The sequence below is a fragment of the Corallococcus sp. AS-1-12 genome, from assembly GCF_020036995.1.
Taxonomy (GTDB): Bacteria; Myxococcota; Myxococcia; order Myxococcales; family Myxococcaceae; genus Corallococcus.
Window position 1 is genome coordinate 88,659 of record NZ_JAIQDD010000012.1, and the last position, 26,477, is coordinate 115,135.

A 26,477-nucleotide genomic window follows, 5' to 3' on the forward strand; every position below is an offset into this window, starting at 1 on the left:
GGCGCGACAGCCGGGGGCGCTATTTCCGGATGGCTTGCAGGATGGACAGCAGGATGACGGCGCCCACCGTGGCCACCAGCAGCGAGTACAGGTTGAAGCCCGTCACGCCGCTGCCTCCGAAGAAGCTGAACACCCAGCCGCCCAGCATGGCACCCACGATGCCGGCGAAGATGTTGGCGAACATCCCCATCCGGGCGTTGGTGCCCTTGATGATGCTGGCCAGCCAGCCCGCGATACCGCCCAACACCAACCACGAGCAGATTCCCATGCCGTCCTCCCACAAGTAGGGCCGAAGCCTTACCAGACCTCACAGCGGTTCGCAGCGGGCGCCACCATCGGCGAGCCCGCGGGGCAGGAGAAGGCCTGCTGGAACTGCGGCAGGTTCACGTCCGGCCCCTTCACGCGCAGGAACGCCGGCGAGTGCGAATCCGTCAGCGCCCGCTGCCGCGCAGCCTCATTACGAATCTTCGAGCACCACGATTGCGCGTGCGCGAGGAAGAACTGCTGCCCCGGCGTGAAGCGGTAGGAGTTCGCCTTCGCCGCCTGGTCCGGGTGCTTGGCCAGGTAGGCCTCCATGGCCGCGTACGCCAGCTTGAGGCCGCCCAGGTCCGCGACGTTCTCGCCCAGGGTGAGCTTGCCGTTCACCTTCACGTCGTCCACGGCGGTGTACCCGTCGTACTGGTTCTTCACGCACGACACGCGCTCGCGGAAGGCCTTGTCCGACGCCGGGGTCCACCACGTGCGCAGGTTGCCGTCCGCGTCGAACTGGCGGCCCTCGTCGTCGAAGCCGTGGGTGATTTCGTGGCCCACCACCATGCCCATGGCGCCGAAGTTCACCGCCGCGGACGCGTCCCGCCCGAAGAACGGCGGCTGGAGGATGCCCGCCGGGAAGACAATCTCGTTGGTGGCCGCGTTGTAGTAGGCGTTCACCGTGGGCGGCGACATGAACCACTCCTGCCGGTCCACCGGCTGGCCCACCTTGCGGAGCTGGCGCGCCTGCTCGAAGGCGTCCGCCGCCAGCAGGTTGTCCAGGAACGAGTCGCGCGTCACCGTCAGCCCCTCGTAGGTGCGCCACTGGTCCGGGTAGCCGATCTTGTTGGTGATCTTCTTCACCTTCACCAGCGCCTGCGCCTTGGTCTCCGCGTCCATCCAGGACAGCGTGTCCAGGTTGCGCTCGAAGGACTGCTCAATCTGCTGGACCATGTCCAGCGTGGTGGCCTTGCCGTCCGCGCCGAAGGTGCGCGCGATGAAGGGCTTGGCCAGCGCGTGCGGCAGCGCGTCGTCCGTGGCGTCCACGCACTTCTTCCAGCGCGCCAGGTCCGCCTTCGCGCCGGTGAGCACCGAGGACTCGAAGCGGAAGAACTCGTCGCGCAGCGCCTTGGGCAGCGCCGTCTGCACGCTCTTCACCAGGTGGTAGGAGAGGTACGGCCCCATGTCCGTCGGCCGCTGCTGACGCACCAGCGCGGACACCTCCGAGAAGAACTTCGGCTCCGTCACGTTGAGCGCTTCACCGGCGGGCAGCCCCACCTGCGCGAAGTACGTGTCCCACTGGAACGCGGGCGCCAGTTGCTTCAGGCCCTGACGCTCCAGGCGGTGGTAGACCTTCTCCGGCTCGCGGCGGTCCTCCTTGGGCAGCCGCGCGTTGGCCAGGCGCGTCTCGATGGCGAGGATGCCAATGGCCTTGCGGCTGGCCACGAAGGGCGCGTCGCCCAACAGCTCGAACACCTTCTGCACGTGCGCCTGGTAGGCGTTGCGCGCCTCGCGCATCTTCACGTCGGGCTTGAGGTAGTAGTCGCGGTCCGGCAGGCCCAGGCCCCCGGCGTCCACCACGGCGATGACCTGCGTGGCGTCCTTCTGGTCCTGATCCGAGCCCACGCGGAACAGCGCGTTCACGTCGCGCGCGTGCAGCCACGCCACCGCGCCGGCCACCGCCTGCGGGCTCTTCAGGCCGTTGAGCTTCGCCAGGTACGTGCGCAGCGTGGGCAGCGACTGCTCCAGCTTCGCCTCGTCCATGCAGGAGCCGTAGAAGTCCCCCAGCTTCTTCTCCTCCGGGGTGCCCTCGCCCTGCCCTTCCGCGGCCTTCGTGAGGATGTCGCGCAGCACGGTCTGGTTGCGCTCGGCCACGGTCTCGAAGCCGCGGCTCCAGCGCGCGCGCTCGGCGGGGATCTCCGTGGTCTTCAGCCAGCCGCCACACGCGTACTGGTAGAAGTCGTCACAGGGGTTCACGGACGGGTCCATCACCGCGGCGTCCAGGCCCGGCGGCATGGGGCGCTCGGACATGGGCACGGCGGGGGCCGGCTGCGCGGGCGCGGCCGGCGCGGCGGCGGCCACGGGGGCCGGGGGGGTGGCCTGGGGCGGCTCGGGGGTGGGCTCCGCCGTCTTGCAGGCGGCGCCAAGGACACAGGAGGCGGCGAAGAGGGCCAGTCGCTTCAAAGCGTTCTCCAGCACGGACAAGGGTGAGAATCCGGCGCGCATCAACCCCTGATGCGCGGGGGCATTCCAGCTTCAACTCATGCGCGTGTGACAGGGGCGCCATCCGCTGTCCACCATTGAAGCAATGGCGCCGCCTCCGGAAACGGCCGCGCCCCGCGAAACGCCCCTTGCGTGAAGAAGGGGCGCTCCGGGGGCGCGAAGGACTCCGGGTGAAGCGTGGGGGGGAGCGTCAGTCCTCCTTGCCGAGGATGGCCTCCTTGAGGCCGCTGTCCACGGGGTCCTTGCCCAGCCACACGGAGAAGAGCGCGTCCGCGAAGTCCTTGCCCTCCACGTCGATGGACTGGCCGCCCGTCACCTGCACGGTGGTGCCCTTGCCCGGCACGTAGGTGAGGTTGAGCTCCTGGCCCTCCTTCACCTCCGCGGGGATGGCGGCCTTGAAGGCGTCCAGGCGCGCCTGGAGCTTGGGCATGTTCGCGCCCGCGCTCTTCTTGAAGCCGTTCTCGATGGCCTCGGTGATCTGCTCCTTCTTGAGGTCGCGCTTCATGAACATGCGCACGCGCTTGACCTCGTCCGCGTTGAGCAGCGCGGTGGCGTCCTGCGTGGGGTTCTCCACGTAGAGGCCCAGCGTGTAGACCTTGAAGATGGCCTTCTTGCGCAGGCCCACGCCGTTGAGCTTCAGCTCCTTGCCGGCCACGGTGGCGGTGTCCGGGTACTTCACACCCGCGATGTCCTTGGCCATGACGGGCGCGGCGAGGGTCAGCGACAGCAGCACGGCGGTCAGCGTCTTCTTCATGGGAAAACCTCCGGGTGGGTTCCTGCGCGATGTTGGACGCAAACCTACCCATGCGTCTTCACGAAAGGAGCCACGAAGGCCCTCCGCGTCTTGACGTACCGCGGCGAAGCGCCCGGAAGACAACAGGTTCTTCAATGAATGCGGGATGCCGGCGCCAGCACCAGGCCGTCCTTCGCGAAGCGCGCCACCTCCGCGTGGAGGTCCGCGGCGGACATGCCCGTGGCCTGGACGACGGCCTCTTCCGACAGGCCCTCCACGGCCATCTTCAGCACCAGCAGCGCGGGCGGCGTGGCCTCCATGTAGAAGGTCACCAGCCGCTCCGGGTGACGCCAGAGCAGCGCCAGCTCCTCCCCTTCCGCCGGCGCGGCCTCCGCGCCCCGGGCCCGCATGAAGGCGCAGAGCCGGTAGGGCTGCTCCAGCACCGTGAGCGTGGGGTTGGGCGTCAGGCGCTCCACGGCGTCAGGGATGGCCTCCTCGGAGGCGAACACGGCGAAGTCCGTCCACTCGAAGCGCGCGAGCGCGGGCAGGAACGGCGGCAGCCCCTTCGCGGCGGCGGCGTCCGCGACGAAGGGCGCGAAGCCCTCGCCCAGGCGGTTGAGCTCGTAGTGCCGCGCGGGGCGCGTGCGGGTGTAGCCGTCCACCAGCGCGTCCCACGCCTCCGGCGACACCGCCTTGCGCGTCAGCGGGAAGAGCTTCTCCAGCGTGGAGCGCACGTGGCCGCGCACGAACTGGCCGTAGAGCGCCATGCGCTCCGGATCCACGTCCCAGCCCGGGTGCGACGCGGACAGCTTCAACAGCCCCTCCGCGCCGGGCGGCCCGGCGAGGTACGCGTCCATGCTGTCGAAGAAGTGCTTCAGCGACGGCTTCATCGCGCCCCCTCCGCGAGCACGGCGCGCGCCCGGTCCGCCTCGTCCAGCACGGCGTCCAGGGACGGGATGGCCTGGTCCCATTCAATCAACGTGGACACCGGGCCGGTGCGCTCCAGCGTGTAGCGGTACAGCGCCCAGACGTCGTCGCAGACGCGGTCGCCGTGCGTGTCGATGAGGACCGTCTCGCGCACGTCGTGGCCGGCCAGGTGCACCTGCACCACGCGCTCCAGGGGCAGCGCGTCCACGAAGGCGCGCGGGTCGTAGCCGTGGTTGCGCGCGTTGACCCAGACGTTGTTCACGTCCAGGAGCAGCCCGCAGTCCGCGGCCTCCACCACCTGGCGCAGGAAGTCCGCCTCCTTCAGCGTGCCGCCCGGCATGGCCGCGTAGTAGCTGGGGTTCTCCAGCAGGAAGGGGCGCTCCACGCGCGCCATGACCTCGCGCACGCGCGGCACCACGTGCTCCACCGCGGCCTCCGTGAAGGGCAGCGGCAACAGGTCGTGCAGGTGGACCCCACCCAGTCGCGAGTAGCACAGGTGATCCGAGAAGAACGGCGCGTCCAGCCGCTTCACCAGCGCGGCCAGGCGGGTGACGTAGTCGTCATCCAGCGCGTCCGGCCCGCCGATGTTGAGCCCCACGCCGTGCGGCAGGAGCGTCCAGCGCTCGCGGCACGCGTCCAGGGCGCGCTGGGAGCGGCCGCCCAGCGTGAGGAAGTTCTCCGGGATGAGCTCCACCCAGTCCAGCGCGCGCGGCGTGCGCGGCAGCGCTTCGTAGAAGTCGCGGCGCAACCCGATGCCCGCGCCCAGCGGCTTCAATCCATGGCGGTCTGCGTAGCGGGCGGACGGCATGCGGGGCTCCTCCTGGGGGTGAAACAACACGGGCGGCAGGAAGGACCCTTCCCGCCGCCCGCGCGCCTGGGAGGAGACCTGTCACGCAGGCCCTCCCGAGGGGTGACTACTTCTTGCCGCTGCAGGAGCCAGCGCCGCAGGAGCCGGCGCCACAGCTACCCTCGGCGCCCTTCTCCGGGGTCGCGGCGGGAGCGGCGGCGGGGGCGGCGGCGTCGGCGGGCTTGTTGCTGCAGCTCGCCTCGGCGCCCTCGGCCGCGCCCGGCGAGGCGGCGTGCACCTTGCTGCCCTCCGCCGCCTTGTTGGACGCGCAGCCGGTGGCCAGCGCGCCGAGGGACAGGGTGCCGACAACCGCCGCAAGAGCCTTGACGTTCATGTGTTGCTTCCTTTCGTACCGCGTGGGGTGTGACTACGGGGGAATGGATGACGACAACCGCTACGGCTTGAACTGCGTGGAGCCCCAGGCGTCGACCGTGACGTCGGCCCGCTCGCCCACCTTCAGCAGCAGCGCCTCGGTGCGCTTGATGCCATAGGCCTCCAGGGGAATCTGGAACTTCGCGCGCACGCGCAGCAGCTCGCCCGCGGCGCGGTTCTTCGTCTCGGCGGTCTCCTGGAGGTACGTGGCCGTCACCTCCACGGGCTCCTCGCGCGTGACGCCGTGGATGGTGAAGGTGCCCTTCGTCTTCAGCACCACGGGCTTCGCGTTGGCGAGCGGCGCGGGCAGGGCCACATCCTTGAACTCGAAGACGATGTCCGGGTGCTTCGCCGCGTCCAGCCAGCGGTCGTTCTGGAGGTGGCCGTCGCGCGTCTCGTTGCCCGTCTTGATGGACTTCACCGGCACCTGGAAGCGGCCGCTGGCCTTCTGCCCCTTCACGTCCACGCGGCCCGTCACCTGGTTGGACAGGCCGTTGATGACCTCCAGCGGCGCGTCCAGCACGAACATCACCGTGTCGCGGCTGTTCGGATCATGGAAGACGAACTGCTTGTCGGCCGGAGCGGGCTCCGCGGCGGACGCGGACAACGACAGGGTGGCGGCGAGCATCAGGACGCTGCGGAACATGGCGGACCTCATCTACGGATGCCGCGAACCTCGCGGATGCATGCGATACGCGACACCCGGGAATCAGTTACGGCCCCTTTTCATTTCCGGGTGTTCACCCCGCGTCGTCCGGGGCCCGCCCGCCGTCCAGTGACTCACGCAACCCACTGCCCGGCGCAGCATGGAGCTTGACGCCGCCTGGGTCAATTCGGACGCCCAGGTCTTCCAGCAATGGGGTCAATTCAGCGAAGGCGGGCCTTGGGAGGTGACGGGCGAGCAGCGCGTCGAACAGCGGCTGGCCCGCGACGGTGTCCACGGCGTCACCGAAACTTTCGAGTGTCGCGGTGGGTCCGCGCGTGGCGAGCAGCTCCAGCACGTCCTCCAGGCGGGCGCGGCCGTGCGTCACGCGGCGCAGCTCCACGTCCAGGTGGAGCGCGAAGAGCGCGCCGGTCCAGTAGATGCCCATGAAGTTCCGCTCCTCGGCGACGGCCTCTTGCATGGTGCGTGAGCGCGAGGCGGCCTGGCCCCGCGCGAAGCCCTTCGTCAGCTCCTGCCAGGCCTGCTGGGCCGTCTGGCGTCCGGAGCGCGCGCGGGCGAGCTCCGTGTAGTAGGTGGCCAGGCCTTCGGTGAGCCAGGCCACCCGCGGCACCAGGGTCGGATGCGTCAGGTGCAGCATCTCGTGGACGGCGACCCAGTCACGCGCGAAGGACGCGGCGGTGGCGTCCTGCCCCACGAGCAGGGAGATGCTGGGCGGCGAGCTCCACAGGGTCATCCCGAAGACGCCGGGCGTGTCGTCGCCGGGCACGGGCACGACGCGCACGGTGATGCGCGGGTACGGGAAGGCCTTGCGCACGGTGAGCACCTCCCGCCCGGCCTGCTCGAGCCACGCGCGGAGGTCCGCGTCCGTCAGGTGCGTGAAGCGGCCCAGCAGCGCGACGTCCATCACGGAGGCGCCGACGCGCGCCTCGAGCCGCCTGCCGCCGAAGGCATGGAAGCCCGCGTCGATGAGGTCCTCGCCGCGCAGGTGGTAGACGCCGCGCGCGTCGGGAGTCCATGGCAGGAGCGCGTCCGCGCCGGACACGGTGAGCTCCACGCGCAGGCCGGGCGTCACGCGGCTGGGGGTCAGCAGGTAGGCCTTGCCGGCCACGTGCCACGTGTCCCCTTCCCCCATGCCCCCGAACAGGTGCCCGCCGCCCCCTCGCGAAGAGGAGGCCAACAGGTAGTGATAGCGGAGGATGCGCGCCCCTTCAGGCACCCGCACCACGCCGTCCCGGGGGAAAAGCTCGGCGCTGCTCCCGTCCCCGAACGTCGCCACCACGGAGCTCTCGCGCCCCGGCTGCCGGAAGAGGAACGCGCCAGGAGGCGACGGTGGCAGGGCGATCTCCACATCCAGCCGTGGCGAGGGGTCGCGCGTGTACGTGATGCCGTAGCGAAGGGGCTCGTCCTCCCTGGGAGGCGCGAGCGGCACGGAGGCGCACGCCCCCAGCGTGAGCGCGAGCCCCACCAGCCACACGAGGGCCACCGTCGTCTTCCTTGCGTCCACCCTGCCCCCACGGTCCGCGGTCCGCGAGAAAGGACTCCACGACGGCCCCCATGCCGTCCAGCCCGGAATGTCGACGAGGGGGGACGCGCGCCCGCTCAGAGGGGCTTCTTGCGAGCACGGCGCGCGGGAGCGCTCCCCGCGAGGGAGCCCACCCGGCGCTTCCGGGAGGGCGCCTTCTTGCGCGAGGCGGGACTCCTCCTCGGCGTCGCGTGCGCGCGAGGCGCCTCACTCCCGGAGCCCCCCTCCACGGGAGCCCCCGCGACGAGCAGCGCGCGCGCCGCGTCCAATATCTCCCCCGCCAGCGGCTGCGACGCGGTGGCCCGGGCGAGCGTCATGGCGCCGAAGCACAGCGTCACCGTCGCCAGCATCTGCTGCCGGGGCGTGGCGCCCTCGCGCGCGGGCAGGTGTGTCTGGGCCTGACCCACCAGGTCCTCCAGCCCCTGGGCGAACGCGGCCTGCACCTCCGGCGCCGCGCGCGTCAGGTCCGACAGGAGCGACGGCATCATGCAGGCCGTGTCGCCCGTGTGCCGGTCGTACTGGTCCAGGTAGCGCCGCGCGAAGCGCTCCAGGAACGCCGGGCCCCGCATCCCCTCCAGCCCCGCGAGCCAGGGCGTCCGGCGCGCCGTCATGAAGGCGCGCAGCGACTCCGCGAGCAGCGACTCCTTGGAGGTGAAGTGGGCGTAGAAGCCGCCCACCGTCAGGCCCGCGGCCCGCATCACCCGCTCCACGCTCGCACCGCTGAAGCCCTCCGCGCGGAACAACTTCTCCGCCGCCGCGAGGATGCGCGCGTGCGTGGCCTGCTTGTGTTCAGCGGTGTAGCGCATCGCCCCCACTCCCTGCCTGCTCGCTCATCGGGGCTCCCTTGGACTTGAACTGATGGAAGGATGGTCATAATACCATCCCGGTCCAACGAACAGGGTCAGGGAGTGCGCGATGGAACAGCGGCGCGTCGTGGTGACGGGAATGGGGCTCATCAGCCCTTGTGGCATCGGCGTGGAGACGAGCTGGGACGCGCTGGTGAACGGCAAGAGCGGCGTGGGGCCCATCACCCTGTTCGACGCGAGCGCGCTGGACTGCCGCTTCGCCGGTGAGGTGAAGGGCTTCAACCCGGAGGACTACCTGGAACGGCGCGAGGTGCGCCGCATGGACCGCTTCGCGCAGTTCGCGGTGGCCGCGTCGGACATGGCCCTCGCGGACTCCGGCCTGGTCATCACCGAGGAGAACGCGGAGCGCGTGGCGGCCGTCATCGGCTCCGGCATCGGCGGCATCGGCAGCCTGGAGGAGACCCACCGCAAGGCGCTGGAGAAGGGGCCGGACCGCATCAGCTCCTTCTTCATCCTCCAGATGATCATCAACATGGCGCCCGGCTACATCTCCATGCGCCACGGCATCAAGGGCCCGTCCTGGTCCACCAACTCCGCGTGCTCCACCAGCGCGCACGCCATCGGTGAAGCGATGCGCGGCATCCAGCGCGGCGAGTTCGACGTGGCGCTGGCCGGCGGCGCGGAGGCCCCCATCTCCATGCTGGGCGTGGGCGGCTTCGCCGCGATGAAGGCCCTGTCCAACCGCAACGACGCGCCCCAGGCGGCCAGCCGCCCGTTCGACAGGGACCGCGACGGCTTCGTGCTCGCGGAGGGCGCGGGCATCCTCGTCCTGGAGGAGTACGAGCACGCCCGCGCGCGGGGCGCCCGCATCCTCGCGGAGCTGACGGGCTATGGCTCCAGCTCCGACGCCTACCACGTCACCTCGCCCGCGCCCGGCCACGCGGGCGCCCAGCGCGCGATGAAGGCCTCGCTGAAGGACGCGCGCCTCGACCCCGCGGACATCGGCTACCTCAACGCCCACGGCACCTCGACGGACATCGGCGACCTGCTGGAGATGGAGGGCATCGCGAAGGTGTTCGGCGACGCGGCCAGGTCGCTCGCCATCTCCTCCACCAAGTCGATGACGGGCCACATGAACGGCGCGGCCGGCGCCGCCGAGGCCGTCATCAGCATCCTCGCCCTCACCCGCGGCGTGCTGCCCCCCACCATCAACCTGGAGAACCAGGACCCGCGCATCCCGCTGGACTGCGTGCCCAACACCGCCCGGGAGACGCGCGTGAACGCCGTGATGAGCAACTCCTTCGGCTTCGGCGGCACCAACGTCGCCCTCGTGTTCCAGCGGCTCCCGGAGACGCGCTGAGGCGCTGTAAAAAATCTGGCGCCCGTTTACTGACTTTTCCCCAGTCCTGTCGCGCCGCGTCAGTCAAGCGTTCACAGCGCGGTGGACGGGCGCCGCCGCCGCACACCGGAACCGCCTGAAAGCCGTGTGATTACATGGGATTACGTCCCTGTAAGGCCAGGGTGGGGGCAGTCAACCCTTCGCGCGTCGCCTGCGGGACAGCGCTGCGGCGATCCGAAAACGTTCATTGCAAATCGGTAAATCGGTTTGCAGAGTGGATCCAGAGACCCGGTGTCGGAGCGTGGCTCCTGACGCGGCCCACCGGGGGTTGGAGCCATGAACAACGACAACGCTCTGAATGCGAACGTGGGGCTGAAGCTTCGCGGCCTGCGCTTGCAACGAAACATCAAGCAGGCGGATGCAGCGAAGGACCTGGGGGTCTCGCCCGCGTACTTGAACCTCATCGAGAAGGGCAAGCGCGTGATGCCCTTCCCGCTCCTGTGGAAGGCGCTGCGCTACTTCGAGCAGGACCCCGAGCAGTTCATGTCCACGCTGGGCGAGGGCCGCGTGGACGAGGCCCTGGCGAAGCTCCTGGATGAACCGCTGCTCAAGAGCCTGGACATCGACTCGGAGTCGCTCCAGTCGCTGTCCGCGGAGCCGAAGCTGGCCGGCACCGTGGCCGCGCTGTTCAACCTCTACAAGAACACGCGCACGCAGTTGGAGAACGTGCTCGCGCAGCTCAACGTGGAGGAGCGCACGCGCACGCAGGGCTCCACCTCGGGGCTGGGCGGCACGACGCCGGGCGTCCGCTTCGACTACTCGCCCTTCGACGAGGTCAGCGACTTCCTGGAGAAGCACCGCAACTACTTCCCGGAGCTGGAGGAGCAGGCGGAGGGCCTGCGCCGCGACTTCCGCCTGGAGCAGCAGCTCACCAGCAGCCAGCTCATCCGCATGCTGGAGGAGCGGTTCGACTTCAAGGTGCAGATTGAACGCGCGGCCAGCGGTTCTTCCGTGGTGCGCCGGCTGGACCTGGACGCGCGCACGCTCACGCTGTCGCCGGACCTCACGGAGCAGCCGCTGAAGTTCCAGGTGGCCGCGTCCATTGGCCTGATGGTGATGGACCGCGAGAAGCTGGTGGAGCGCATCCTGGGCGCGGGCCGCATGCGCCACGGGGAGACGGAGCGCCTCATCAAGGTCAACCTGGCGAACTACTTCGCCGGCGCGCTGATGCTGCCCTACGGCGAGTTCTTCAAGGAGGTGCAGCGCACGCGCTACGACGTGGAGCTGCTCTCCAACGTCTTCGGCACCACCTACGAGACGGTGGCCCACCGCATCTGCAACCTGTCCGACCCCAAGCGCCAGGGCCTGCCCTTCCACTTCCTGCGCGCGGACATCGCGGGGAACATCTCCAAGCGCTACAGCGGCACCGGCATCCGCTTCGCGTCCGGCGGCGGCTCCTGCGCGAAGTGGGCGGTGCACCTGGCGTTCCTCAACCCGTCCCAGATCACGCGCCAGTACTCCATCATGCCGGACGGCACGACGTACTTCTGCTTCGCGAAGGTGCAGTTGCAGCCGATTGAAGGCTCCATCGTGAAGGGGACGGCGTACTCCATCGGCCTGGGCACGCACGCGGAGAACGCGAAGTACCTGGCGTACGGCCTGCCCACCAACGACCTGCGCAAGGACGCCATCCCCAGCGGCATCTCCTGCCGCTTCTGCGAGCGCACGGACTGCAACCAGCGCGCGGCGGCCAGCTACCGCTTCGCGTTCGCCTTCGACGAGTACACGAAGAAGGACTGCTTCTTCTCCCCGCTGCTGGTCCACGAGAAGGAGAAGGCCGAGCGCAACGGAAACGCCGAGCCCGATGGCAACGGCCCTGAAGGCGCCGAGAAGCACGATTCGCTGGACAGGGGCGCCCGCCGCCGCAAGGTTCACGAGAACTGACATGCACCCGTCCGACAACGAACGCGCCCACATCGCCGACGCCATCCAGAAGCAGAAGAACGCGCTCGCCCCGCTGCGCATCACCGGCTCGCCCTCGGAGGTGGGCCAGGGGCTGGTCGCGCTGGCGGAGCTGTACGGCATGCTGGAGGACCACGCGGCCAGCCGCGAGCACTACGAGGAGGCCTTCGGCCTCTTCAAGACCGCGGGCAACAAGCCCGGCCAGGCGCAGGCGCTCTTCGGCCTGGGCGTGGTGAAGGCCCACTTCGAGGATCACAAGGGCGCCATCGAGCACATGGCCACCGCCGCCCTGCTCTTCAACGAGGCGCGCGACCGCGAGGGCGAGGCGCTCACCCGCGCCTGCATCGGCGAGTCCCTGCGCGCCATGGGCGAGGTCGACGGCGCCGAGGAGAAGTACCAGGAGGCGCTCATCCTCTACCGCCAGACGCGCAACACCGAGCGCATCGCGCGGCTGCTGCTGGACATTGGCGACCTGCGCATGGCCCGGGGCGAGTACGAGCCCGCCCGCAAGCGCTTCCTGGAGGCCGTGCCGCTCCTGGAGCAGGGCGAGGACCCGGAGGCGCTCGCGCTGGGGCACCTGCTGCTGGGCGAGTCCGAGGGCCTGATGGGTCACCACGACAACGCGCGCCCGCACCTGTTGCGCGCGGTGGACGTGTACGGCGAGCTGCACGACCACGTCTACGAGGCCCGCGCGCGCTGGGACCTGGGGCTGTCCTGCTACTACCTCCAGGACTTCGCCGCGTCCCGCGAGCAGTTCGAGGCGGTGCTGCCCATGTACGAGGACCTCCAGCAGCACGATGAGGTGGCGAAGGTGAAGAACGTCCTCGCGCACTTCGCCGCGCGCGGCGTGTAGCCCCGCGCGCGGTCCAACTCCGGTTCAGGCCTGGAAGCCCGCGCCCACCGCCAGCGCGAGCAACCCGATGACGCCCGCGGCGATGGCGGCGTAACGCCACTCGCCGCGCAGGCCCAGGAGCGTGCCCGCCATCGCCAGCCGCGCCACCGGCGTCACCAGCAGCATGGACGCCGCGCCCTTGCGCAACAGGTCGATGGCCACGTGCACGGACTCGTCGCGCGGCAGCAGCTCCAGCGCGAGCGACGTGACGAACATGCAGCCGCTGGTGATGGCCCCGGTGCGCAGCATGCGGGCAATCCACCGTTCCCCGGCGGCGAGCCTCCGGGCCCCCCGGCGCTCGCGTGGGAGCACCTCCGGCTGGGTGATGGGTTCCCTCGGGAGCTCCTCGTGGAACTCCGCGTCCAACGCCACCGACGTCGCCTGCGTGTTGCGACGTGGGGGTCCTGCCTCCGGCACCCGCATCGACGGATGGACACCGGGTAGTTCAGGCTCCGCTTCACTCATTTCCATACGCTCGGCCACAGCCCCTCCCCTCCCTTCCACAACATCTGTCCGGCCACGATCAACAGGACCGCCGCGAAGAGCTTCTTGAGCACCGCGGTCGGGGTCCTCAGCATCAGCTTGCTGCCCACGGACGCGCCGCCCAGCACCCCTACGACCAACGGCGCCACGAGCCCGAGATTCAATTGGCCGCGCCACGCGTACGCCGCGACGCTGGCGGCGCCGGTGACGCCCACCATCAGGTTGCTGGTGGCGCTGGCGACCTTGAAGGGCACGCGCATGCCGTAGGTCATCAGCGGCACCTTCAGCGGACCGCCGCCCACGCCCAGCAGCGCGGACAGGCCGCCCGCCACGAAGGAGCCGGAGATGCCCAGCGGGTAGTTGCCGGGCTCGTAGTTGGCCGCCGTCGCCGGCTCCTGGACGGGGCGGCGCAGGAGCAGCATCTGCAGCGCCACGAAGAGCGTGAAGAGGCCGAACACCACGGCCACCATCGCCTCCGCGACGAAGGCCGCGACGAGCCCCCCGACGATGGCCCCCATCACCGTGGCCAGCTCCAGGGTGAGCCCCAACCGCAAATCACTCAGCTTGTTCTCCACGTAGCTGGCGGCGGCGGCGCAGGAGTTGGCCACCACGCACATCAGGCTCGCGGGGACGGCCTGCTCCAGCGGGATTCCGAAACCCAACACCAGCACGGGCACCAGGACGATGCCGCCCCCGATGCCCAGGAGCGCCCCCAGCCCACCCGCCAACACACCCGCCGCCATGAGGAGCAAGACCGTCATTCCCTATCGAGGATAGGAGGCACTCCCCGCTTCGGATAGCGCCACGCCCCGGGGGGCAACCTGCTCGATCGGTTGGATGCCCTGCACGCGGACACGACCCCGCGACGCGGGCCGTGTGGCTCCGTTCACTACGCGGCGGTGGCGCCCAGCGTCCCCTCCGGGAACTCCTCCAGGAACCGCGCGCGCGTGCGCGGCGTGTAGGTGCCGCGCGCCATGTAGCCGTGCAGTCTGCGAATCAAACCGCGCGTCACCTCCAGCGCGGCGTCCAGCTCCGCCGCGAAGTCGAAGTGATCATTGCGGTACAGCTCCTGGTAGGAGAGCTGCGAGTACGCCGGGAGCGCCCGCATGCGGCCCAGCGGGCTGGAGAGGAAGAGCCCGGAGACGTAGAGCCCGCGCACCCAGCCGTCCAGCTCCGCCTTGGTGGGGGCCTGCCCCACGCGGTCCTGCGACGCCAGGCGCACCAGTTCATAGATGCCCCGGCCAATGCCCCGCAGCGGGATGCCGGAGGTCTTCACCACCTGGAACTTCTCGCGGATGCGGGCGGTGCCCACCCCGTCCGTGCCGTCCTGCTGGCGCAGGAAGAAGAGCGTCTGGGCCCACTCCACCTGACGCCGTGCGTCCCAGGCCCGCTCGCCCTTGCGGCGGTGGCGCAGCACCAGTTGGTCCACCAGCGGGTGGAGGCGCCGGTCCAGGCTCAGGTGCATGAAGTACCCCGCGAGGATGGCCAGGCCCGCCTCGGTGCCCACGAGGGCGCCGGAGGCGACGAGCTCCGCCATCTTCAGGCCCAGGCCCACCGGGGCGCTCTCGTGGTACAGCCGCGCGAAGAGGGGCCAGCCGGCCTCCGGCTGCATCATCACCCCCAGGCCCCCGCGCACGCCTGCGCACAGCGGCAGGTCCGGCAGCGCCGCGCCGAAGCGCGCGTACGGCAGGTCCTCGGACAAGGCGCGCACCCAGTCGGCGGGGAGGCCGTCCGGGTGGGCCGCCAACCGTTCGATGGCCGTCAGATGAAGCAACAGGGTGGGCATTGGGAGTGCACAGCTATCCAGCGCGCCGGGGCATTGCAATGCCTCAGTGGCAACCAGCGCTTTGCGAGCAACACGCGGCGCGTCTACAGTCGCGCCCCTCGGATCACCCCCTCCCTCAGCCCAGGAGTCCAAGTCGCCATGCAATTCAGTCTCGTCTCCGGTGAAGCCGCGCCGGTGAGCGGTGAGCTGCTCGTCATCCCCCTCTTCGAGGGCGAGCTGGGTGATTCCGCCCCCGCGCCGCTGACGGCCGCGGACGCGGCGCTGGACGGCAAGCTGCGCGCCGCCGCCACCCAGGAGGGCTTCAAGGGCAAGGTGGACCAGTCCTTCGTCGTGCACACGCTGGGGAAGCTGGGCGCGGACCGCGTCCTGCTCCTGGGCCTGGGCAACCGCGCGCGCTTCCAGCCGGAGGTGCTGCGGCTGGCCGCAGGCCGCGCGGCGAAGACGGCGCAGCGGCTGAAGGCCACCGCCATCGGGTTCCGCGTGCCCGCCACGGACGACGCGGCGATGGCCGTGCGCGCGGTGGTGGAGGGCCTGGAGCTGGGCGTCTACCGCTTCGACAAGTACAAGTCCTCCGCGCGCGAGGACAAGGCCAGCCCCAAGCTGGGCCGCGCCACGCTGTCCCTGCCGCAGGGCACGGAGAAGTCGCGCGCGCTGGAGGACGCGCTCCACCTGGGCCTGAAGCTGGCGGAGGCCGTCAACTGGGCGCGCGACCTGGTCAACGAGCCCCCCAACGTGGTGACGCCCACGAAGCTGGCGCAGGCCGCGCAGCAGGCCGCCAAGGAGGGCGGGCTCACGGCGGAGATTGGCGGGCGCAAGGAGATCGAGCGCCTGAACATGGGCATGTTCCTGGGCGTCACCGCCGGCAGCGTGCAGGAGCCGCGGCTCATCCACCTGGTCTACACGCCGAAGAACGCGAAGGACGCCAGGCGCGCCCCGCTGGCGCTGGTGGGCAAGGCCATCACGTTCGACTCGGGCGGCCTGTCGCTCAAGCCCACCGAGGGCATGGTGGAGATGAAGACGGACATGGCCGGGTCCGCCGCGGTGCTGGCCGCGATGAAGGTCATCGGCTCCGTGGTGAAGCCGCCCTTCCCCGTGCACGCCTTCATCGGCGCGTGCGAGAACATGCCGTCCGGCACGGCGTACAAGCCCGGCGACATCCTCACCGCGCGCTCCGGCAAGACGGTGGAGATCACCAACACGGACGCGGAGGGCCGCCTCGTCCTGGGTGACATGCTCACCTGGGCCGGCGAGCACGAGCCGTCCGCCATCATCGACCTGGCGACGCTCACGGGCGCGTGCATGGTGGCGCTGGGCAGCTACATCGTGGGCGCCTTCGGCGACGACGACGACGCGGTGAACAGCGTGCTCTCCGCCGCGCGCGCCGCGGGCGAGGAGATGTGGCGCCTGCCCGTCAGCGACCTGCAGAAGGACGCGCTGCGCTCGGAAGTGGCGGACATGAAGAACTCCGGCGAGCGCTGGGGCGGCGCCATCAACGCGGCCCTCTTCCTCAAGGAGTTCGTGGGCGACACGCCCTGGGTGCACCTGGACATCGCCGGTCCGTCCAACAGCCCCAAGGAGCGCGGCTACCTCAACAAGGGCGGCACGGGCGTGGGCGCGCGCACGCTGGTGGAGCTGGTGCGCCGCAAGGCTGCGGAAGTCGCCTCGCAGCCGGAGCCCGTGAAGGCCGAGTCCTCCGCGAAGGCCGCCAAGGCGCCGAAGGCCTCCAAGGCCTCCAAGGGCAAGCCGGCCCGCTGACGGTCCCCACGGAGCCTCCGTGCTCCGCGCGCCTGAAGGCCTCGGTCCCACGCATCCATCGCGTGGGGGCCGGGGCCTTCGCGCATCAGGGCGTCCGGGGCGTGGACCGCACCGCCACGCTCGGCTCCGGGAGCGGACGGACGCCCGCCATCAGCGCGTCCACGCTCTCCGTGATGCCCGCGGTGGCCTCCGTGGGCCAGGTGGCCAGCATCATCAGCACGCGGCCGGAGTTGCCCTCGCGCACGGCCACCTTGCCGCGCACGCCCTCCCCCACCTGGAAGTCGAACCCCACCGCGTTGTCCGACAGCGCGATGGGCCGGGGGTCGGTGGTGGTGAAGCCCGGCTGCTGGCGCAGCCCCTGCGTCAGCCGCTCCGCGAACTGCACGGGCGTGGCCACGCCGGGCGCCACCTGGAGCACCACCTGCGCGCCCGTCACGCGGTGGCGCAGGATGACGGGGATGGCCAGCCCCTCCGGGGTGCGCTCGTTCGTCTCATCCAACTGCCACTCCGCCGTGGGCCGGATGATTTCGAAGCCGAGGTCCTCGTCCACGTAGCGCCGCGTGGTGGACGCGACGGCGGACTCGTCCGAGGCCGCGCCGGAGCCGCCCGTGCCGGGCTCCGCCTTCGTCACCGCCGTCCGGGACGCGCCGCATGCCGTGCTCAGCAGAAGCACACCCCAGCCCAACATCCGCATCGCGCCCATGTCGCTCGTCCCCCGCCAGCCACCAGCCGTGGGGAGGAACGTGACCACCCACCTCCGGGCCCGCCAGGGGCACATGGGGGCGGTGTACGCTGTCAGACGGTGGAAACTTCCCGGCGGCCCGGCGCTACGTCAGGCCGCCCTGGAGGGTGCGGTAGGTGTTGGCCAGCCGCTCCGCCACGTCCGCCGGCAGCACGTTGCGCGCGGAGAACAGGGCGTAGGACACGAACGCGTCCAGCGCCTCCAGCGCCATGGCCCGGCCCACCGCCTCGCCGCCGCTGGTGGACACGTTGGCGCGCAGCCGGGCCACGTCCACCCGCCCGTCCGGCCCCAGCGTGACGCCGTGGTAGGCCTCCTCCAGGCCCGGCGGCGGCGACTCCACGAAGCCGCGCAAGAGGTCCACGTCCCGGCCCGCCTCGCGCAGCGCGCGGTGCACCAGCGAAAGGAGGAGGTTGTAGCGCTCCTCCGCGGACAACAGCTCCCAGGCCATGCCCTCCACCGCGGGGCCCGGGGCGGCCTGCGCCTCCGCGGCCCGGACGGCCAGGTGGCCGCCCCGCACCGCCTCCTCCACGCCGCTGTAGAAGGCGTACTGGCTGCCCGCGTAGGCGGCCCGGAGCGCGCCCAGCGTCGCGCCCTCGCCCAGCTTCGCGAACAGGGCCTCCTCGCCGGGCAGCGCGCCCTGGGGGCCGGGCGCCACGCGCATGTCGTCCGGGAAGCGGCGGCGCAGGCGGCCCGTCTCCTCCGCGCGCTTGATGCCGGTGAGCACCAGGTCGCGCGTGCGCTCCGGCAGCTTCACCGCGTCCACCGCCGGGGCCTTCGCCTCCAGGAAGAGGAAGCTGCCCTCCACCATCTCGAAGAGGTTGAGCACCACCTCGCGCACCACGAACGTCATGGCGCTGTAGAGGCTGGCCTCGGAGACGATGCCCTGCGACGTGAGCACCTGGCCGATGCGCCGCGCGGGCGTCACCTGCGCCAAGGCCTGGGTGAGCCGCGCTTCCGTCAGGAGCCCCAGCCGCACCATCACCGCGCCCAGGCGCTCCCAGCGCTCGCTGGAGGTGGCGAACACCACCTGCCCGTCGCGGAAGGCCACGGTGCGGCGCACGGTGCCGTGCTGCACGACGAGCTGGCCGGTGCGGATGCCCGAGAGGATCTGGGCAAAGACCTCCTCGACCGAGAGCGTCCCCAGGCTGCCGGCGAAGAAGCCGGCCGCGCCGTGGGACTCCGGAAGGAGCACCAGCCCCTCCGGCGCCAGGAAGTGCGCCGAGAGGGGCCGGGTGGGAGAGACGACAGCGGCGAGCGGCCGCTCCAGTTCGAGCGAGGCCGCCTCACCGCTCACGCGGGGCGTGGCCCTGGGTTTGGACGCCACCGCATCCCTCCCTGCAGGCGCTTCAGGGCTACTTCGCGCCCTTCAGCTCCGCGTCGATGATGCTCTTGAACTCGTCCAGGGGCTGCGCGCCGGACAGCATGATGCCGTTGATGAAGAACGCCGGCGTGCCGCTGACGCCCACCTTGGCGCCGTCCGCCATGTCCGCCTTCACCTGCGCGGCCTTCTCGCCGGAGTCGAGGCAGGTGTTGAACTTGGCCGTGTCCAGCTTCAGCTCGCCCGCGTACTTCTTCAGGTCATCCACGCCCAGCGCCTTCTGGTTGGCGAAGAGCTTGTCGTGCATCTCCCAGAACTTGCCCTGCTCGTTCGCGCACAGCGAGGCCTCGGCGGCCTTCTGCGCCTGCTGGTGGAAGTCCAGCGGGAACTGGCGGAACACCAGGCGCACCTTGTCGCCGTACTGCTTCGTCACCTCGTCCACCGTGCCGATGGCGCGGCTGCAGAACGGGCACTGGAAGTCGCTGAACTCCACGATGGTGACCGGCGCGCCCTCCGGGCCCTTGGACGGGCCGGTGGCGGCCACCTGCTTGCGCTCCGCGGGCGGGCGCGGGGGCTCGGGCAGCTCGTACTTCACGTTGGCGCCCGCGCGCAGCGAGTCGAAGAACTTCTGGGCCTGCTCCTGCTTCTGCTGGCCGGACAGGAAGTCCACGATCTGCGGCTTCATCTGCTCGTAGGTCGCGCCCGGGGGCAACTGACCCTTGGCGCCCTCGAAGACCTCCTTGATCTTCTCTTCCGGCGGCGCGGGGATCTTGTCGTCGATCTCCGCCTTGAGGAGCTGGTCCTCGGTGAGGCCGCGCTTGGTCGCCTCTTCCTTCACCAGGCGCTCCGTGACGAGCCCCTCCAGGCCGCGCTTGCGCAACTGGTACTTCTGCTTGTCCAGGTTCGCCAGCGGCTCCTTGATGCGCTCGTTGAGCTCACCGAAGGTGACCTTCTGGTTGTTGCCGAAGGTGGCCACCACGGTGTCCGGCGACGGCTCGGCGGCATTGCCAGCCTGGGCCTGCGCGGCGGGCGCCTGGGCATTGGCCGGCGCCTTCTCCTTGTTGCAGCCGGCGGTGAGGGATGCCGCGAGGAGGGCGGCCAGGGCGATGCGAGTAGAGCGCATGGACATAGCCCGCCGACTTAATAGAGGTCCCCGGGACTGGCAAGGAATTGCCAGTCCCGTGTTCAGGCGACCAGGGGCTCCAACTCCAACGCGCCCGCGAGGCTTCCGCGGCCCGGCTCACGCCCCTCCACGTCCCGGCGGCGCGCGGTGACGATGTCGAAGCTGGAGGGGTCCGCCAGCACCTTGCGCACCAGTTTGTGATTGAGCGCGTGGCCCGTCTTGAACGCCGTCATGTGGCCGATGACGGGCCGGCCGAACAGCGACACGTCGCCGATGGCGTCCAGAATCTTGTGGCGCACGAACTCGTCCGGGAAGCGCAGGCCGTCCGGGTTGAGGATGGCGGCCTCGTCCACCACGACGGCGTTCTCCAGCGAGCCGCCGCGCGCCAGGCCCAGCGTCTTGAGCTTCTCCACGTCGCGCAGGAAGCCGAAGGTGCGGGCGCGGGAGATCTCACGCGAGAAGCCCCGGTCGTTCACGTCCACGTCGAAGGACTGGCCCTGGATGACGGGGTGCTCGAAGTCGATGGTGCAACTGATGCGGAAGCGCCGGGCGGGGGTGAGCGAGGCCTGCTTGTCGCCGTCCTGCACCACCACGCTCTTCTTGATGACCAGGTACTCGCGCGGCGCGTCCAGCTCGTGGGAGCCCGCCTCCATGATGGCGTGCGTGAAGGGCGCCGCGCTGCCGTCCATGATGGGCACCTCCGGCCCGTCCAGCTCCGCGCGCACGTTGTCGATGCCCAGCGCCGCCAGCGCGGACATCAGGTGCTCCACCGTGCCCACCTTCACGCCGTCCCGGCCCAGGGTGGTGGCCAGCGACGTATCCACCACGTACTCCGCCAGCGCGGGGATGCTCACCGGGCGCGCCAGGTCCGTGCGCACGAAGACGATGCCATGCCCCGCGGGCGCGGGCTTCAGGGTCAGCGTCACGGGCAACCCGGAGTGGAGCCCCACGCCGCGGCAGACGGCCGGCTGGGAGAGGGTGCGCTGGAAGTCGTTGAGCTGGAGCATGTCGGTGTCGCCTCTAGGGACTGCTTCGTACTGACATACGCGGGGTATGGCCCCGTCAGGCCGTTCCACGGCACTCTGACGCGCTGCACATAGGAGCAATCAACATGCCACGCGGCCGTGACACAAGGATTCCCGGAGGGGGTGGCCCTGCCCTTCCCAACCCCCTGGAACTGCTGGCGCGCCGGGGACCGGAACGGGGGGCGGCGAGGACCGGGGCCCGGACACCCCTCTTGGGAAACCCACCACTGCTCCTCCCACCCTGACAGCGATGTCCGGAATTCATCCTTCGAACCCCAGGGCCCCCGGATGGTTTCGCGCCAACCGGGAGTGCGTGTCACCCACGTGACAGCGGCGCGTCTCTATCGCAGGCGAGTGCCCGGAAGCAAACGCACATCCCGGTCTCACCGGGAGTCCGGGGCTTGACGGGAATCGTGACCGGGAGGGTGGGTCAGCGGGCAGGCGGCAGGAAGCGGTCGCGCAGGGCTTCCGCGTCCGGCCGGTCGAAGCCGCGGCCCTGGAGGAGCGAGCGGCGGCTGACGGCGTGGAAGGTGGTCTCCAGCGTCTGGGAGAAGCGCCGGAGGTCCTCCGCCAGGCGGCTGCGGATGCCGGGGCCCTCCGGGGGCCAGGGCAGCTCCACCAGGAGCGAGGTGAAGCGGTCGAAGGCGTCGTAGTCCGCGTAGCGCAGGAGCTGGTAGCCGCCGTCGTGGAAGTAGTCGAGGAACGACTTGAGGGCCTCCAGCACGCGCTCGGCGGCGGCGACGTCCTCCGCGCGCAGGTGGCTTTCAGCGGCGCGGCACAACTGGGCGTAGACCCACAGGTCCTTGCGCAGGCGCAGCGCGGCGTCCTGGGCGCTGGTGAGGTGGGCGAAGGCCTCCTCCCCCAGCGCGCCGTTGGGGGCCAGCGCGTCCACCAGCGCGACGATCTGCTGGCGCAGGAGCGTGGTGAAGGCCTCCGCGGCGCGCAGGGGGGCGGCGGGGTCGCGGTCCAGGTCCACCAGCACCTCGCGGGAGATGCGGTCCGTCTCGCGGGCCAGGTCGCGCGCGGCGCGCAGCGTGGCGGCCTGCAGGTGCTTGGGCCCGGCCTTGGGGGACAGCTCCGTGTGCAGGTAGCTGGCCACGGCGGAGACCTCGCCGCGCACCAGGGACAGGAGCACGCGCACGCGGCGCGGCACGGGCGGCTGCGCCTCCGGGTCCACGTGCGTCAGGTAGTGCAGCACGCGGAACAGGCCCAGGAACGCGGTGGTGAAGAGGGGCCGCGTGTCCGGAGGCAGCGTGCCCAGCACGTCCAGCAGGCGCACGGAGCGCAGCCGGTCGTACTCGACGCGGAACTCCAGCGGGCGGAAGGGGCGGAAGTAGCGGTTGAGGACGATCTCCCGCAGCGTCAGCTTGCCCACGTCCTGGAACAGCGACAGGCCGATGAGCGGCAACTGGAGCAGGTTGTCGAGCAGGTTCTTCAGCGCGTCGAACGCCTCGCGCACGACGAAGAGGCTCTCCGGCGGGGTCTCCTGATCCAGCTCCTCTTCAATCAGCAGCCGGCGCACGCGGTCGTCCGCGAGCTGGGTCTCCACGTACTTGCGGAAGACCATCTTCGGGTCGCTGTCCGGGTCCTGCAGGTGCCGGGCGACGCGCACGGCGCGCTCCATGGCGTCGCGCACGTCCACCAGCTCCTCGTGGAAGTCGCGCGTGACGAGCGGCCGGGCGCGTGCGTCCACCACGGAGTTGTGGAGGTTGAGGTAGCGCTCCACGGCGCGCAGCCACATCTCGAACTCGAAGAGCAGCTCCTCGCGGCCCTCCACCGGGACGCCGCGCAGCCAGCGCTCGCGCTCCGCGAGGAAGCCCGCGCGCGTGGCCTGGGAGGCGCGCATCAGGTCGCCGTAGTAGTCGCGGGAACCGGGGAGGACCGTGGGCACGGCGGGCGCGGAGGCTTGGCTCATGGCGGAACGGGGTACAGGCTAGAAGAGCGCCCCTTGCGGGGAGCTGGGAGGCGGCGTCTTCTTGAAGTACTGGTAGGTGCGCAGCGTGGCGGTGCGGCCCCGGGGCGTGCGCATGAGGAAGCCCTCCTGCATGAGGAAGGGCTCGTAGACGTCCTCGAGGGTGTCGCGCTGCTCGCCCACGCTCGCGGCGATGGTCTCCACGCCCACCGGGCCGCCGCCGAACTTCTCCAGGATGGTCAGGAGGATCTTCCGGTCCATCGCGTCCAGGCCGCTGGCGTCCACGCCCAGGCGGCTCAGCGAATCATGCGCCAGGTCGTAGGTGATGCGGCCGTTGCCCTCCACCTGGGCGAAGTCGCGCAGGCGGCGCAAGAGCCGGTTGGCGATGCGGGGCGTGCCGCGCGAGCGGGTGGAGATTTCGCGGCTGGCGGCGCGGTCCATGGGCACGCCGAGGATGCGCGCGGAGCGGTCCAATATCTGCTCCAGGAACTTCGGCTCGTAGTACTCCAGGCGCTCTTGAATCTGGAAGCGGTCGCGCAGGGGGGAGGTCAACAGGCCCGTGCGCGTGGTGGCGCCCACCAGGGTGAAGGGCGGCAAATCAATCTTCATCGCGCGGGCGGCGGGCCCGGTGTCGATGGTGATGTCCAGCCGGAAGTCCTCCATCGCCGGGTAGAGGTACTCCTCCACGGCGGCGTTGAGGCGGTGGATTTCGTCGATGAAGAGGATGTCCCGCTCGTTGAGGTTGGTGAGCAGGCCCGCCAGGTCGCCCTTGCGCTCCAGCGCGGGGCCGCTGGTGACGTGGATGCCCACGCCCAGCTCGTTCGCGATGAGGTGCGCGAGCGACGTCTTGCCCAGGCCGGGAGGGCCGGAGAACAGACAGTGGTCCAGCGCGTCACCCCGGCTCTTCGCCGCGGCCACGTACACCTTGAGCTTCTCGACGACCGCCCCCTGCCCCACGTACTCGTCGAAGGTGCGTGGGCGCAGGGAGGCCTCCAACCGGATGTCTTCCGGCTGAACATCTCCCGAGAGGGTGTCGTCGGACTTCCTCGCCATCGCCATTGTGACCCTATACAGCGAAGGGGGCGCGTGTCGCTGCCCTTCTGGCGGCGCTAGACTCGGAGTGGCACGCCGACCGGCCAGCCAGGGGGCACGTCCCCCTGCCCGAAGGGAGTCGCGTCATGATTTCCGCTTCCGCCCCGTTCCGTCCCCTGCCCCTGCTGCCCGAGGCCCGCGCCGAGCGTTCGCCCGGCCCCCGGTTGCAGCAACTGCGCCGCGCCGCGCTGGAGGCCCGCGAGGCCTTCGTCCGGGAGGGCCCGGTGGCGGCGGTGGCCACCTGCGACCTCATCACGTTCCCCTACCCCACGCTGTTCGCCTTCAGCGGGGCGGCGCTGTCACCCGCGCCCTACGTGATGATGACCAACCGGATGCAGGTGGTGCAGTTCGCGGAAGCCGGCACCGGCCAGCGGCGCACGCTGCTCTTCAACCCCACCGATTACGAGCGGGGCCACGCGGCGCCCTTCTACCGCGCGCTGCGCGAGCGCTACGGCGCGTTCCTCTCCGACAAGGTGATGTCCACCCGCCACGGCACGGTGCAGGGGTACCTGGAGCAACTGGGGCTGACGCCGTCGGACGTGGACTACCTGGCCTTCGACCACCTGCACATCCAGGACCTGCGCGGCTGGCTGGGCGGTGACGGCGCCCCGCCGGTGTTCCCCCGGGCGAAGCTGCTGGTGCAGCGCGCGGAGTGGACCATGGTGAAGCACCTGCACCCCATGCAGCACGTGTGGTTCGTGCCCGGCGGCGCGGACATCCCCGAGGAGCGCGTGGTGCTGCTGGACGGCGACACGTGGCTGGGCCAGGGCGCGGCGCTGCTCAGCACGCCCGGCCACACGCAGGGGAACATGTCCCTGGCGGTGGCCACCGCGAACGAGGTCTTCGTGGTGAGCGAGAACGGCGTGAGCACGGAGAGCTACACGCCGCTCCTGTCGCGCATCCCCGGCGTGCGCCGCTTCGCGGAGCAGATGGGCTGGGAGGTGGTGCTCAACGGCAACACGCGCGAGGACTCGCTGGAGCAGTACGCGTCCATGGTGGTGGAGAAGCTCTTCGCGGGCCCGTCCGCGCATGACGCGTCGTTCGTGAACTTCCACCCGTCCTCGCTGCTCACCGCGCACCTCTTGGCCCCGGGCCTGGGGCCCACCGTGGTGCTGCCCGCGCCGAACACGGGCGGGCTGCACCCCACGCCCGCGGCGCGGCGCGCGGCGTAGGCGCCGCCCTCAGGGCTCCACGAAGGCGCAGCGGGCCGCGGGGAGGAAGGGCAGCGCCCAGGGCTCCTCCCCCTGGCCCGGCTCCGTGGCGAGGAAGAAGACGGAGCTGCCCGCGCGCACGAAGCCGTGGGGGTTCGCGTCCAGCCCGGCGGGGGCGATGTCGCGCATCGGGTCCACGCGGCCCGGTTCGCCGTTGGAGTACCAGCCCTCGCGGCCCCGGCCGGCCGTCGTCGCGGAGAAGAAGAGCCACCCGTCCACCACCGCGAAGGCCATGGGGGCGCTGCCCTCGGGGCCCGGCTCCACGTCCTGCACCAGCACCGTGCCCTGCGCCGTGCCGTTGGAGCGCCACAGCTCGCGGCCGAGCACGCCGTCATCCGCCGCGAAGTACAGCCGCCCGTCCAGCACCGTCAGCCCGGAGGGCTGCGAGCCCTGGGGCCCCGGCCGCACGTCCTTCACCAGGCGGGTGCCCGGGAGCGTGCCGTCGCTCCTCCACAGCTCGCCGCCGTGGGACAGGTCCCCGGGCTCGCCGAAGAAGCCCTCCGCGCCGGCCATGAAGTACACGGCGTTGCCCAGCGGCGTGAGTTCCGACGGGTAGTCCCCCGCGAAGTGCCTGAGCGGGAAGGTGAAGAGGGGCTGGCCCCGCGTCACCCAGAGGTCCGCCTCGCCGAAGCCCGGGTCCACGAGGAAGAAGAGGCGGTCCTTCCCCGCCGGCGTCAGCGAGAAGACGACGGACTGCTCCGGGCCGCGGAAGAACGCCCGGGAGGTGCCGGTGCTCCCGTCCATCACCCACAGCGTCACCGCGTCGCCGTACGCCACCAGCGCCAGCCTCCCGTTCCACTCCGTCAGCTCGTCCAGGAACAGCGAGTTCGGCCCCGGGGCGAACTCCTGCGTGAGCCGCGTGCCCCGCGCCGTGCCGTCCGTGCTCCACAGCTCACGGCCGCGCCCGCCGTCATCCGCGGTGAAGTACAGCCGGCCGCCCACCACCGTCAGCGCGTCCGGCGCGCTGCCCCGCGGCCCGGGCCGGATGTCCGCCACCAGCGCCGTGCCCTGCCCGGTGCCGTCAGACCGCCACAGCTCCGGCCCATGCACGCCGTCATCCGCGACGAAGAACAGCCGCGCGCCCATCCGCGTGAGGAAGCGCGGCGTGCTGCCGTACGCCCCGGGCCGCACGTCCTTCACCCGGCGCGCCTCCGTGGCGCTCCCGTCCGTCACCCACAGCTCGCGGCCGGACACGCCGTCATCCGCGGCGAAGAAGGCCTGCCCGCCCACCTCCACCAGCGCCTCCGGCGCCGAGCCCTCCGCGCCGCGCCGGACGTCCCCCACCGGCCGCGCCGAGGGGCCACACGGCTGCGGACCTCCGGCCGCCTCGGGCTCCAGCGCCGCCGCCACCTCGCCCCCCGCCGGCACGTCCTCGCCTTCCGGCGCGCCGCACCCCACCCCAATGACGCCCGAGAGCAGCACCACGACGATCGGAACACCACGCCACGCCGCCATGACACACGCCTCCTCGGCGCGACGCGGTCCGGGGGGACC

24 protein-coding genes are annotated in these 26,477 nt (G+C 70.9%); 5 read left to right on the top strand and 19 right to left on the bottom strand.

Features of this window, described 5'->3' with window-relative positions:
* Positions 1–19: 19 nt before the first annotated feature.
* From K8556_RS20555 to K8556_RS20595, 9 genes are all read right to left on the bottom strand, one after another.
* A complete protein-coding gene (locus tag K8556_RS20555; protein WP_223741773.1) occupies positions 20–268 on the bottom strand; it encodes a GlsB/YeaQ/YmgE family stress response membrane protein in 249 nt (82 codons plus the stop codon).
* A gap of 29 nt (positions 269–297) precedes the next feature.
* Complete coding sequence (locus K8556_RS20560) at positions 298–2,433, bottom strand: M13 family metallopeptidase (RefSeq protein WP_223741774.1); 2,136 nt, start codon at positions 2,431–2,433, stop codon at positions 298–300.
* Between the two features lie 229 nt (positions 2,434–2,662).
* Complete coding sequence (locus K8556_RS20565) at positions 2,663–3,226, bottom strand: chalcone isomerase family protein (protein WP_223741775.1); 564 nt, start codon at positions 3,224–3,226, stop codon at positions 2,663–2,665.
* Between the two features lie 131 nt (positions 3,227–3,357).
* Positions 3,358–4,095 (bottom strand): DUF2063 domain-containing protein, encoded by a 738-nt coding sequence (locus K8556_RS20570; RefSeq protein WP_223741776.1) that lies wholly within the window; start codon positions 4,093–4,095, stop codon positions 3,358–3,360.
* Entirely contained in the window at positions 4,092–4,940 is an 849-nt protein-coding gene (locus tag K8556_RS20575) for a DUF692 domain-containing protein (protein ID WP_223741777.1), read from the bottom strand. The genes K8556_RS20570 and K8556_RS20575 overlap by 4 nt, the downstream gene beginning before the upstream one ends.
* A gap of 106 nt (positions 4,941–5,046) precedes the next feature.
* Entirely contained in the window at positions 5,047–5,313 is a 267-nt protein-coding gene (locus K8556_RS20580; RefSeq protein ID WP_128796035.1) for a hypothetical protein, read from the bottom strand.
* Between the two features lie 60 nt (positions 5,314–5,373).
* Entirely contained in the window at positions 5,374–5,997 is a 624-nt protein-coding gene (locus tag K8556_RS20585; protein ID WP_223741778.1) for a YceI family protein, read from the bottom strand.
* A gap of 94 nt (positions 5,998–6,091) precedes the next feature.
* Positions 6,092–7,498, bottom strand: coding sequence for a hypothetical protein (locus K8556_RS20590; RefSeq protein ID WP_223741779.1), 1,407 nt, complete (start codon positions 7,496–7,498; stop codon positions 6,092–6,094).
* Positions 7,499–7,614: 116 nt separating this feature from the next.
* Complete coding sequence (locus K8556_RS20595; protein WP_223741780.1) at positions 7,615–8,343, bottom strand: TetR/AcrR family transcriptional regulator; 729 nt, start codon at positions 8,341–8,343, stop codon at positions 7,615–7,617.
* A gap of 109 nt (positions 8,344–8,452) precedes the next feature.
* On the opposite strand from K8556_RS20595, the gene fabF reads away from it, so the two are divergent.
* From fabF to K8556_RS20610, 3 genes are all read left to right on the top strand, one after another.
* On the top strand, positions 8,453–9,703 hold the full coding sequence (gene fabF, locus K8556_RS20600; RefSeq protein WP_223741781.1) for a beta-ketoacyl-ACP synthase II: 1,251 nt from the start codon (positions 8,453–8,455) through the stop codon (positions 9,701–9,703).
* A gap of 315 nt (positions 9,704–10,018) precedes the next feature.
* Positions 10,019–11,626, top strand: a complete 1,608-nt coding sequence (locus K8556_RS20605; RefSeq protein ID WP_223741782.1) for a short-chain fatty acyl-CoA regulator family protein — start codon at positions 10,019–10,021, stop codon at positions 11,624–11,626.
* A 1-nt stretch (position 11,627) separates the two neighbouring features.
* Positions 11,628–12,497, top strand: coding sequence for a tetratricopeptide repeat protein (locus K8556_RS20610; RefSeq protein ID WP_223741783.1), 870 nt, complete (start codon positions 11,628–11,630; stop codon positions 12,495–12,497).
* A gap of 24 nt (positions 12,498–12,521) precedes the next feature.
* On the opposite strand, the gene K8556_RS20615 is transcribed toward K8556_RS20610, so the two are convergent.
* The 3 genes from K8556_RS20615 to K8556_RS20625 all read right to left on the bottom strand — a co-directional run bounded on the left by K8556_RS20615 (position 12,522) and on the right by K8556_RS20625 (position 14,805).
* Complete coding sequence (locus K8556_RS20615; protein ID WP_223741888.1) at positions 12,522–12,959, bottom strand: hypothetical protein; 438 nt, start codon at positions 12,957–12,959, stop codon at positions 12,522–12,524.
* Between the two features lie 38 nt (positions 12,960–12,997).
* Positions 12,998–13,780: a sulfite exporter TauE/SafE family protein gene (locus K8556_RS20620; protein ID WP_223741784.1), complete on the bottom strand. Its 783-nt coding sequence runs from the start codon at positions 13,778–13,780 to the stop codon at positions 12,998–13,000.
* 128 nt (positions 13,781–13,908) lie between these two features.
* On the bottom strand, positions 13,909–14,805 hold the full coding sequence (locus K8556_RS20625) for a hypothetical protein (protein ID WP_223741785.1): 897 nt from the start codon (positions 14,803–14,805) through the stop codon (positions 13,909–13,911).
* A gap of 138 nt (positions 14,806–14,943) precedes the next feature.
* On the opposite strand from K8556_RS20625, the gene K8556_RS20630 reads away from it, so the two are divergent.
* Positions 14,944–16,560 (top strand): leucyl aminopeptidase, encoded by a 1,617-nt coding sequence (locus K8556_RS20630; protein WP_223741786.1) that lies wholly within the window; start codon positions 14,944–14,946, stop codon positions 16,558–16,560.
* A gap of 85 nt (positions 16,561–16,645) precedes the next feature.
* Here K8556_RS20630 and K8556_RS20635 read toward each other — a convergent pair whose 3' ends face one another.
* From K8556_RS20635 to ruvB, 6 genes are all read right to left on the bottom strand, one after another.
* Positions 16,646–17,263 carry a hypothetical protein gene (locus tag K8556_RS20635; RefSeq protein ID WP_223741889.1) on the bottom strand — a complete coding sequence of 206 codons (618 nt, stop codon included), beginning with the start codon at positions 17,261–17,263 and terminating at the stop codon, positions 16,646–16,648.
* Between the two features lie 124 nt (positions 17,264–17,387).
* Positions 17,388–18,626: a DUF4388 domain-containing protein gene (locus K8556_RS20640; RefSeq protein WP_223741787.1), complete on the bottom strand. Its 1,239-nt coding sequence runs from the start codon at positions 18,624–18,626 to the stop codon at positions 17,388–17,390.
* A gap of 28 nt (positions 18,627–18,654) precedes the next feature.
* Complete coding sequence (locus K8556_RS20645; RefSeq protein ID WP_223741788.1) at positions 18,655–19,749, bottom strand: thioredoxin domain-containing protein; 1,095 nt, start codon at positions 19,747–19,749, stop codon at positions 18,655–18,657.
* A gap of 56 nt (positions 19,750–19,805) precedes the next feature.
* Positions 19,806–20,750, bottom strand: coding sequence for a UDP-3-O-acyl-N-acetylglucosamine deacetylase (gene lpxC, locus K8556_RS20650; protein ID WP_223741789.1), 945 nt, complete (start codon positions 20,748–20,750; stop codon positions 19,806–19,808).
* A 448-nt stretch (positions 20,751–21,198) separates the two neighbouring features.
* Positions 21,199–22,683, bottom strand: coding sequence for a hypothetical protein (locus tag K8556_RS20655; RefSeq protein WP_223741790.1), 1,485 nt, complete (start codon positions 22,681–22,683; stop codon positions 21,199–21,201).
* 18 nt (positions 22,684–22,701) lie between these two features.
* Entirely contained in the window at positions 22,702–23,739 is a 1,038-nt protein-coding gene (ruvB, locus tag K8556_RS20660; protein ID WP_223741791.1) for a Holliday junction branch migration DNA helicase RuvB, read from the bottom strand.
* A 119-nt stretch (positions 23,740–23,858) separates the two neighbouring features.
* Between ruvB and K8556_RS20665 the strand changes: the two genes are divergently transcribed.
* Positions 23,859–24,944: a hypothetical protein gene (locus K8556_RS20665; protein ID WP_223741792.1), complete on the top strand. Its 1,086-nt coding sequence runs from the start codon at positions 23,859–23,861 to the stop codon at positions 24,942–24,944.
* 9 nt (positions 24,945–24,953) lie between these two features.
* Here K8556_RS20665 and K8556_RS20670 read toward each other — a convergent pair whose 3' ends face one another.
* The gene (locus K8556_RS20670) at positions 24,954–26,438 is read right to left on the bottom strand and encodes an ELWxxDGT repeat protein (protein ID WP_223741793.1); all 1,485 of its coding nucleotides are present in this window, start codon (positions 26,436–26,438) and stop codon (positions 24,954–24,956) included.
* Positions 26,439–26,477: the final 39 nt, after the last annotated feature.

Bases quoted from the DNA above. Each gene is read 5' to 3' on its own strand.
- K8556_RS20585 (WP_223741778.1), bottom strand. From the start codon at position 5,997: ATGTTCCGCAGCGTCCTGATGCTCGCCGCCACCCTGTCGTTGTCCGCG.
- lpxC (WP_223741789.1), bottom strand. From the start codon at position 20,750: ATGCTCCAGCTCAACGACTTCCAGCGCACCCTCTCCCAGCCGGCCGTC.
- K8556_RS20610 (WP_223741783.1), top strand. From the start codon at position 11,628: ATGCACCCGTCCGACAACGAACGCGCCCACATCGCCGACGCCATCCAG.
- K8556_RS20625 (WP_223741785.1), bottom strand. From the start codon at position 14,805: ATGCCCACCCTGTTGCTTCATCTGACGGCCATCGAACGGTTGGCGGCC.
- K8556_RS20615 (WP_223741888.1), bottom strand. From the start codon at position 12,959: ATGCGGGTGCCGGAGGCAGGACCCCCACGTCGCAACACGCAGGCGACG.
- K8556_RS20565 (WP_223741775.1), bottom strand. From the start codon at position 3,226: ATGAAGAAGACGCTGACCGCCGTGCTGCTGTCGCTGACCCTCGCCGCG.
- K8556_RS20555 (WP_223741773.1), bottom strand. From the start codon at position 268: ATGGGAATCTGCTCGTGGTTGGTGTTGGGCGGTATCGCGGGCTGGCTG.
- K8556_RS20580 (WP_128796035.1), bottom strand. From the start codon at position 5,313: ATGAACGTCAAGGCTCTTGCGGCGGTTGTCGGCACCCTGTCCCTCGGC.
- ruvB (WP_223741791.1), bottom strand. From the start codon at position 23,739: ATGGCGATGGCGAGGAAGTCCGACGACACCCTCTCGGGAGATGTTCAG.
- K8556_RS20655 (WP_223741790.1), bottom strand. From the start codon at position 22,683: ATGAGCCAAGCCTCCGCGCCCGCCGTGCCCACGGTCCTCCCCGGTTCC.
- K8556_RS20570 (WP_223741776.1), bottom strand. From the start codon at position 4,095: ATGAAGCCGTCGCTGAAGCACTTCTTCGACAGCATGGACGCGTACCTC.
- K8556_RS20645 (WP_223741788.1), bottom strand. From the start codon at position 19,749: ATGTCCATGCGCTCTACTCGCATCGCCCTGGCCGCCCTCCTCGCGGCA.
- K8556_RS20670 (WP_223741793.1), bottom strand. From the start codon at position 26,438: ATGGCGGCGTGGCGTGGTGTTCCGATCGTCGTGGTGCTGCTCTCGGGC.
- K8556_RS20635 (WP_223741889.1), bottom strand. From the start codon at position 17,263: ATGGGCGCGATGCGGATGTTGGGCTGGGGTGTGCTTCTGCTGAGCACG.
- fabF (WP_223741781.1), top strand. From the start codon at position 8,453: ATGGAACAGCGGCGCGTCGTGGTGACGGGAATGGGGCTCATCAGCCCT.
- K8556_RS20605 (WP_223741782.1), top strand. From the start codon at position 10,019: ATGAACAACGACAACGCTCTGAATGCGAACGTGGGGCTGAAGCTTCGC.
- K8556_RS20630 (WP_223741786.1), top strand. From the start codon at position 14,944: ATGCAATTCAGTCTCGTCTCCGGTGAAGCCGCGCCGGTGAGCGGTGAG.
- K8556_RS20665 (WP_223741792.1), top strand. From the start codon at position 23,859: ATGATTTCCGCTTCCGCCCCGTTCCGTCCCCTGCCCCTGCTGCCCGAG.
- K8556_RS20620 (WP_223741784.1), bottom strand. From the start codon at position 13,780: ATGACGGTCTTGCTCCTCATGGCGGCGGGTGTGTTGGCGGGTGGGCTG.
- K8556_RS20575 (WP_223741777.1), bottom strand. From the start codon at position 4,940: ATGCCGTCCGCCCGCTACGCAGACCGCCATGGATTGAAGCCGCTGGGC.
- K8556_RS20595 (WP_223741780.1), bottom strand. From the start codon at position 8,343: ATGCGCTACACCGCTGAACACAAGCAGGCCACGCACGCGCGCATCCTC.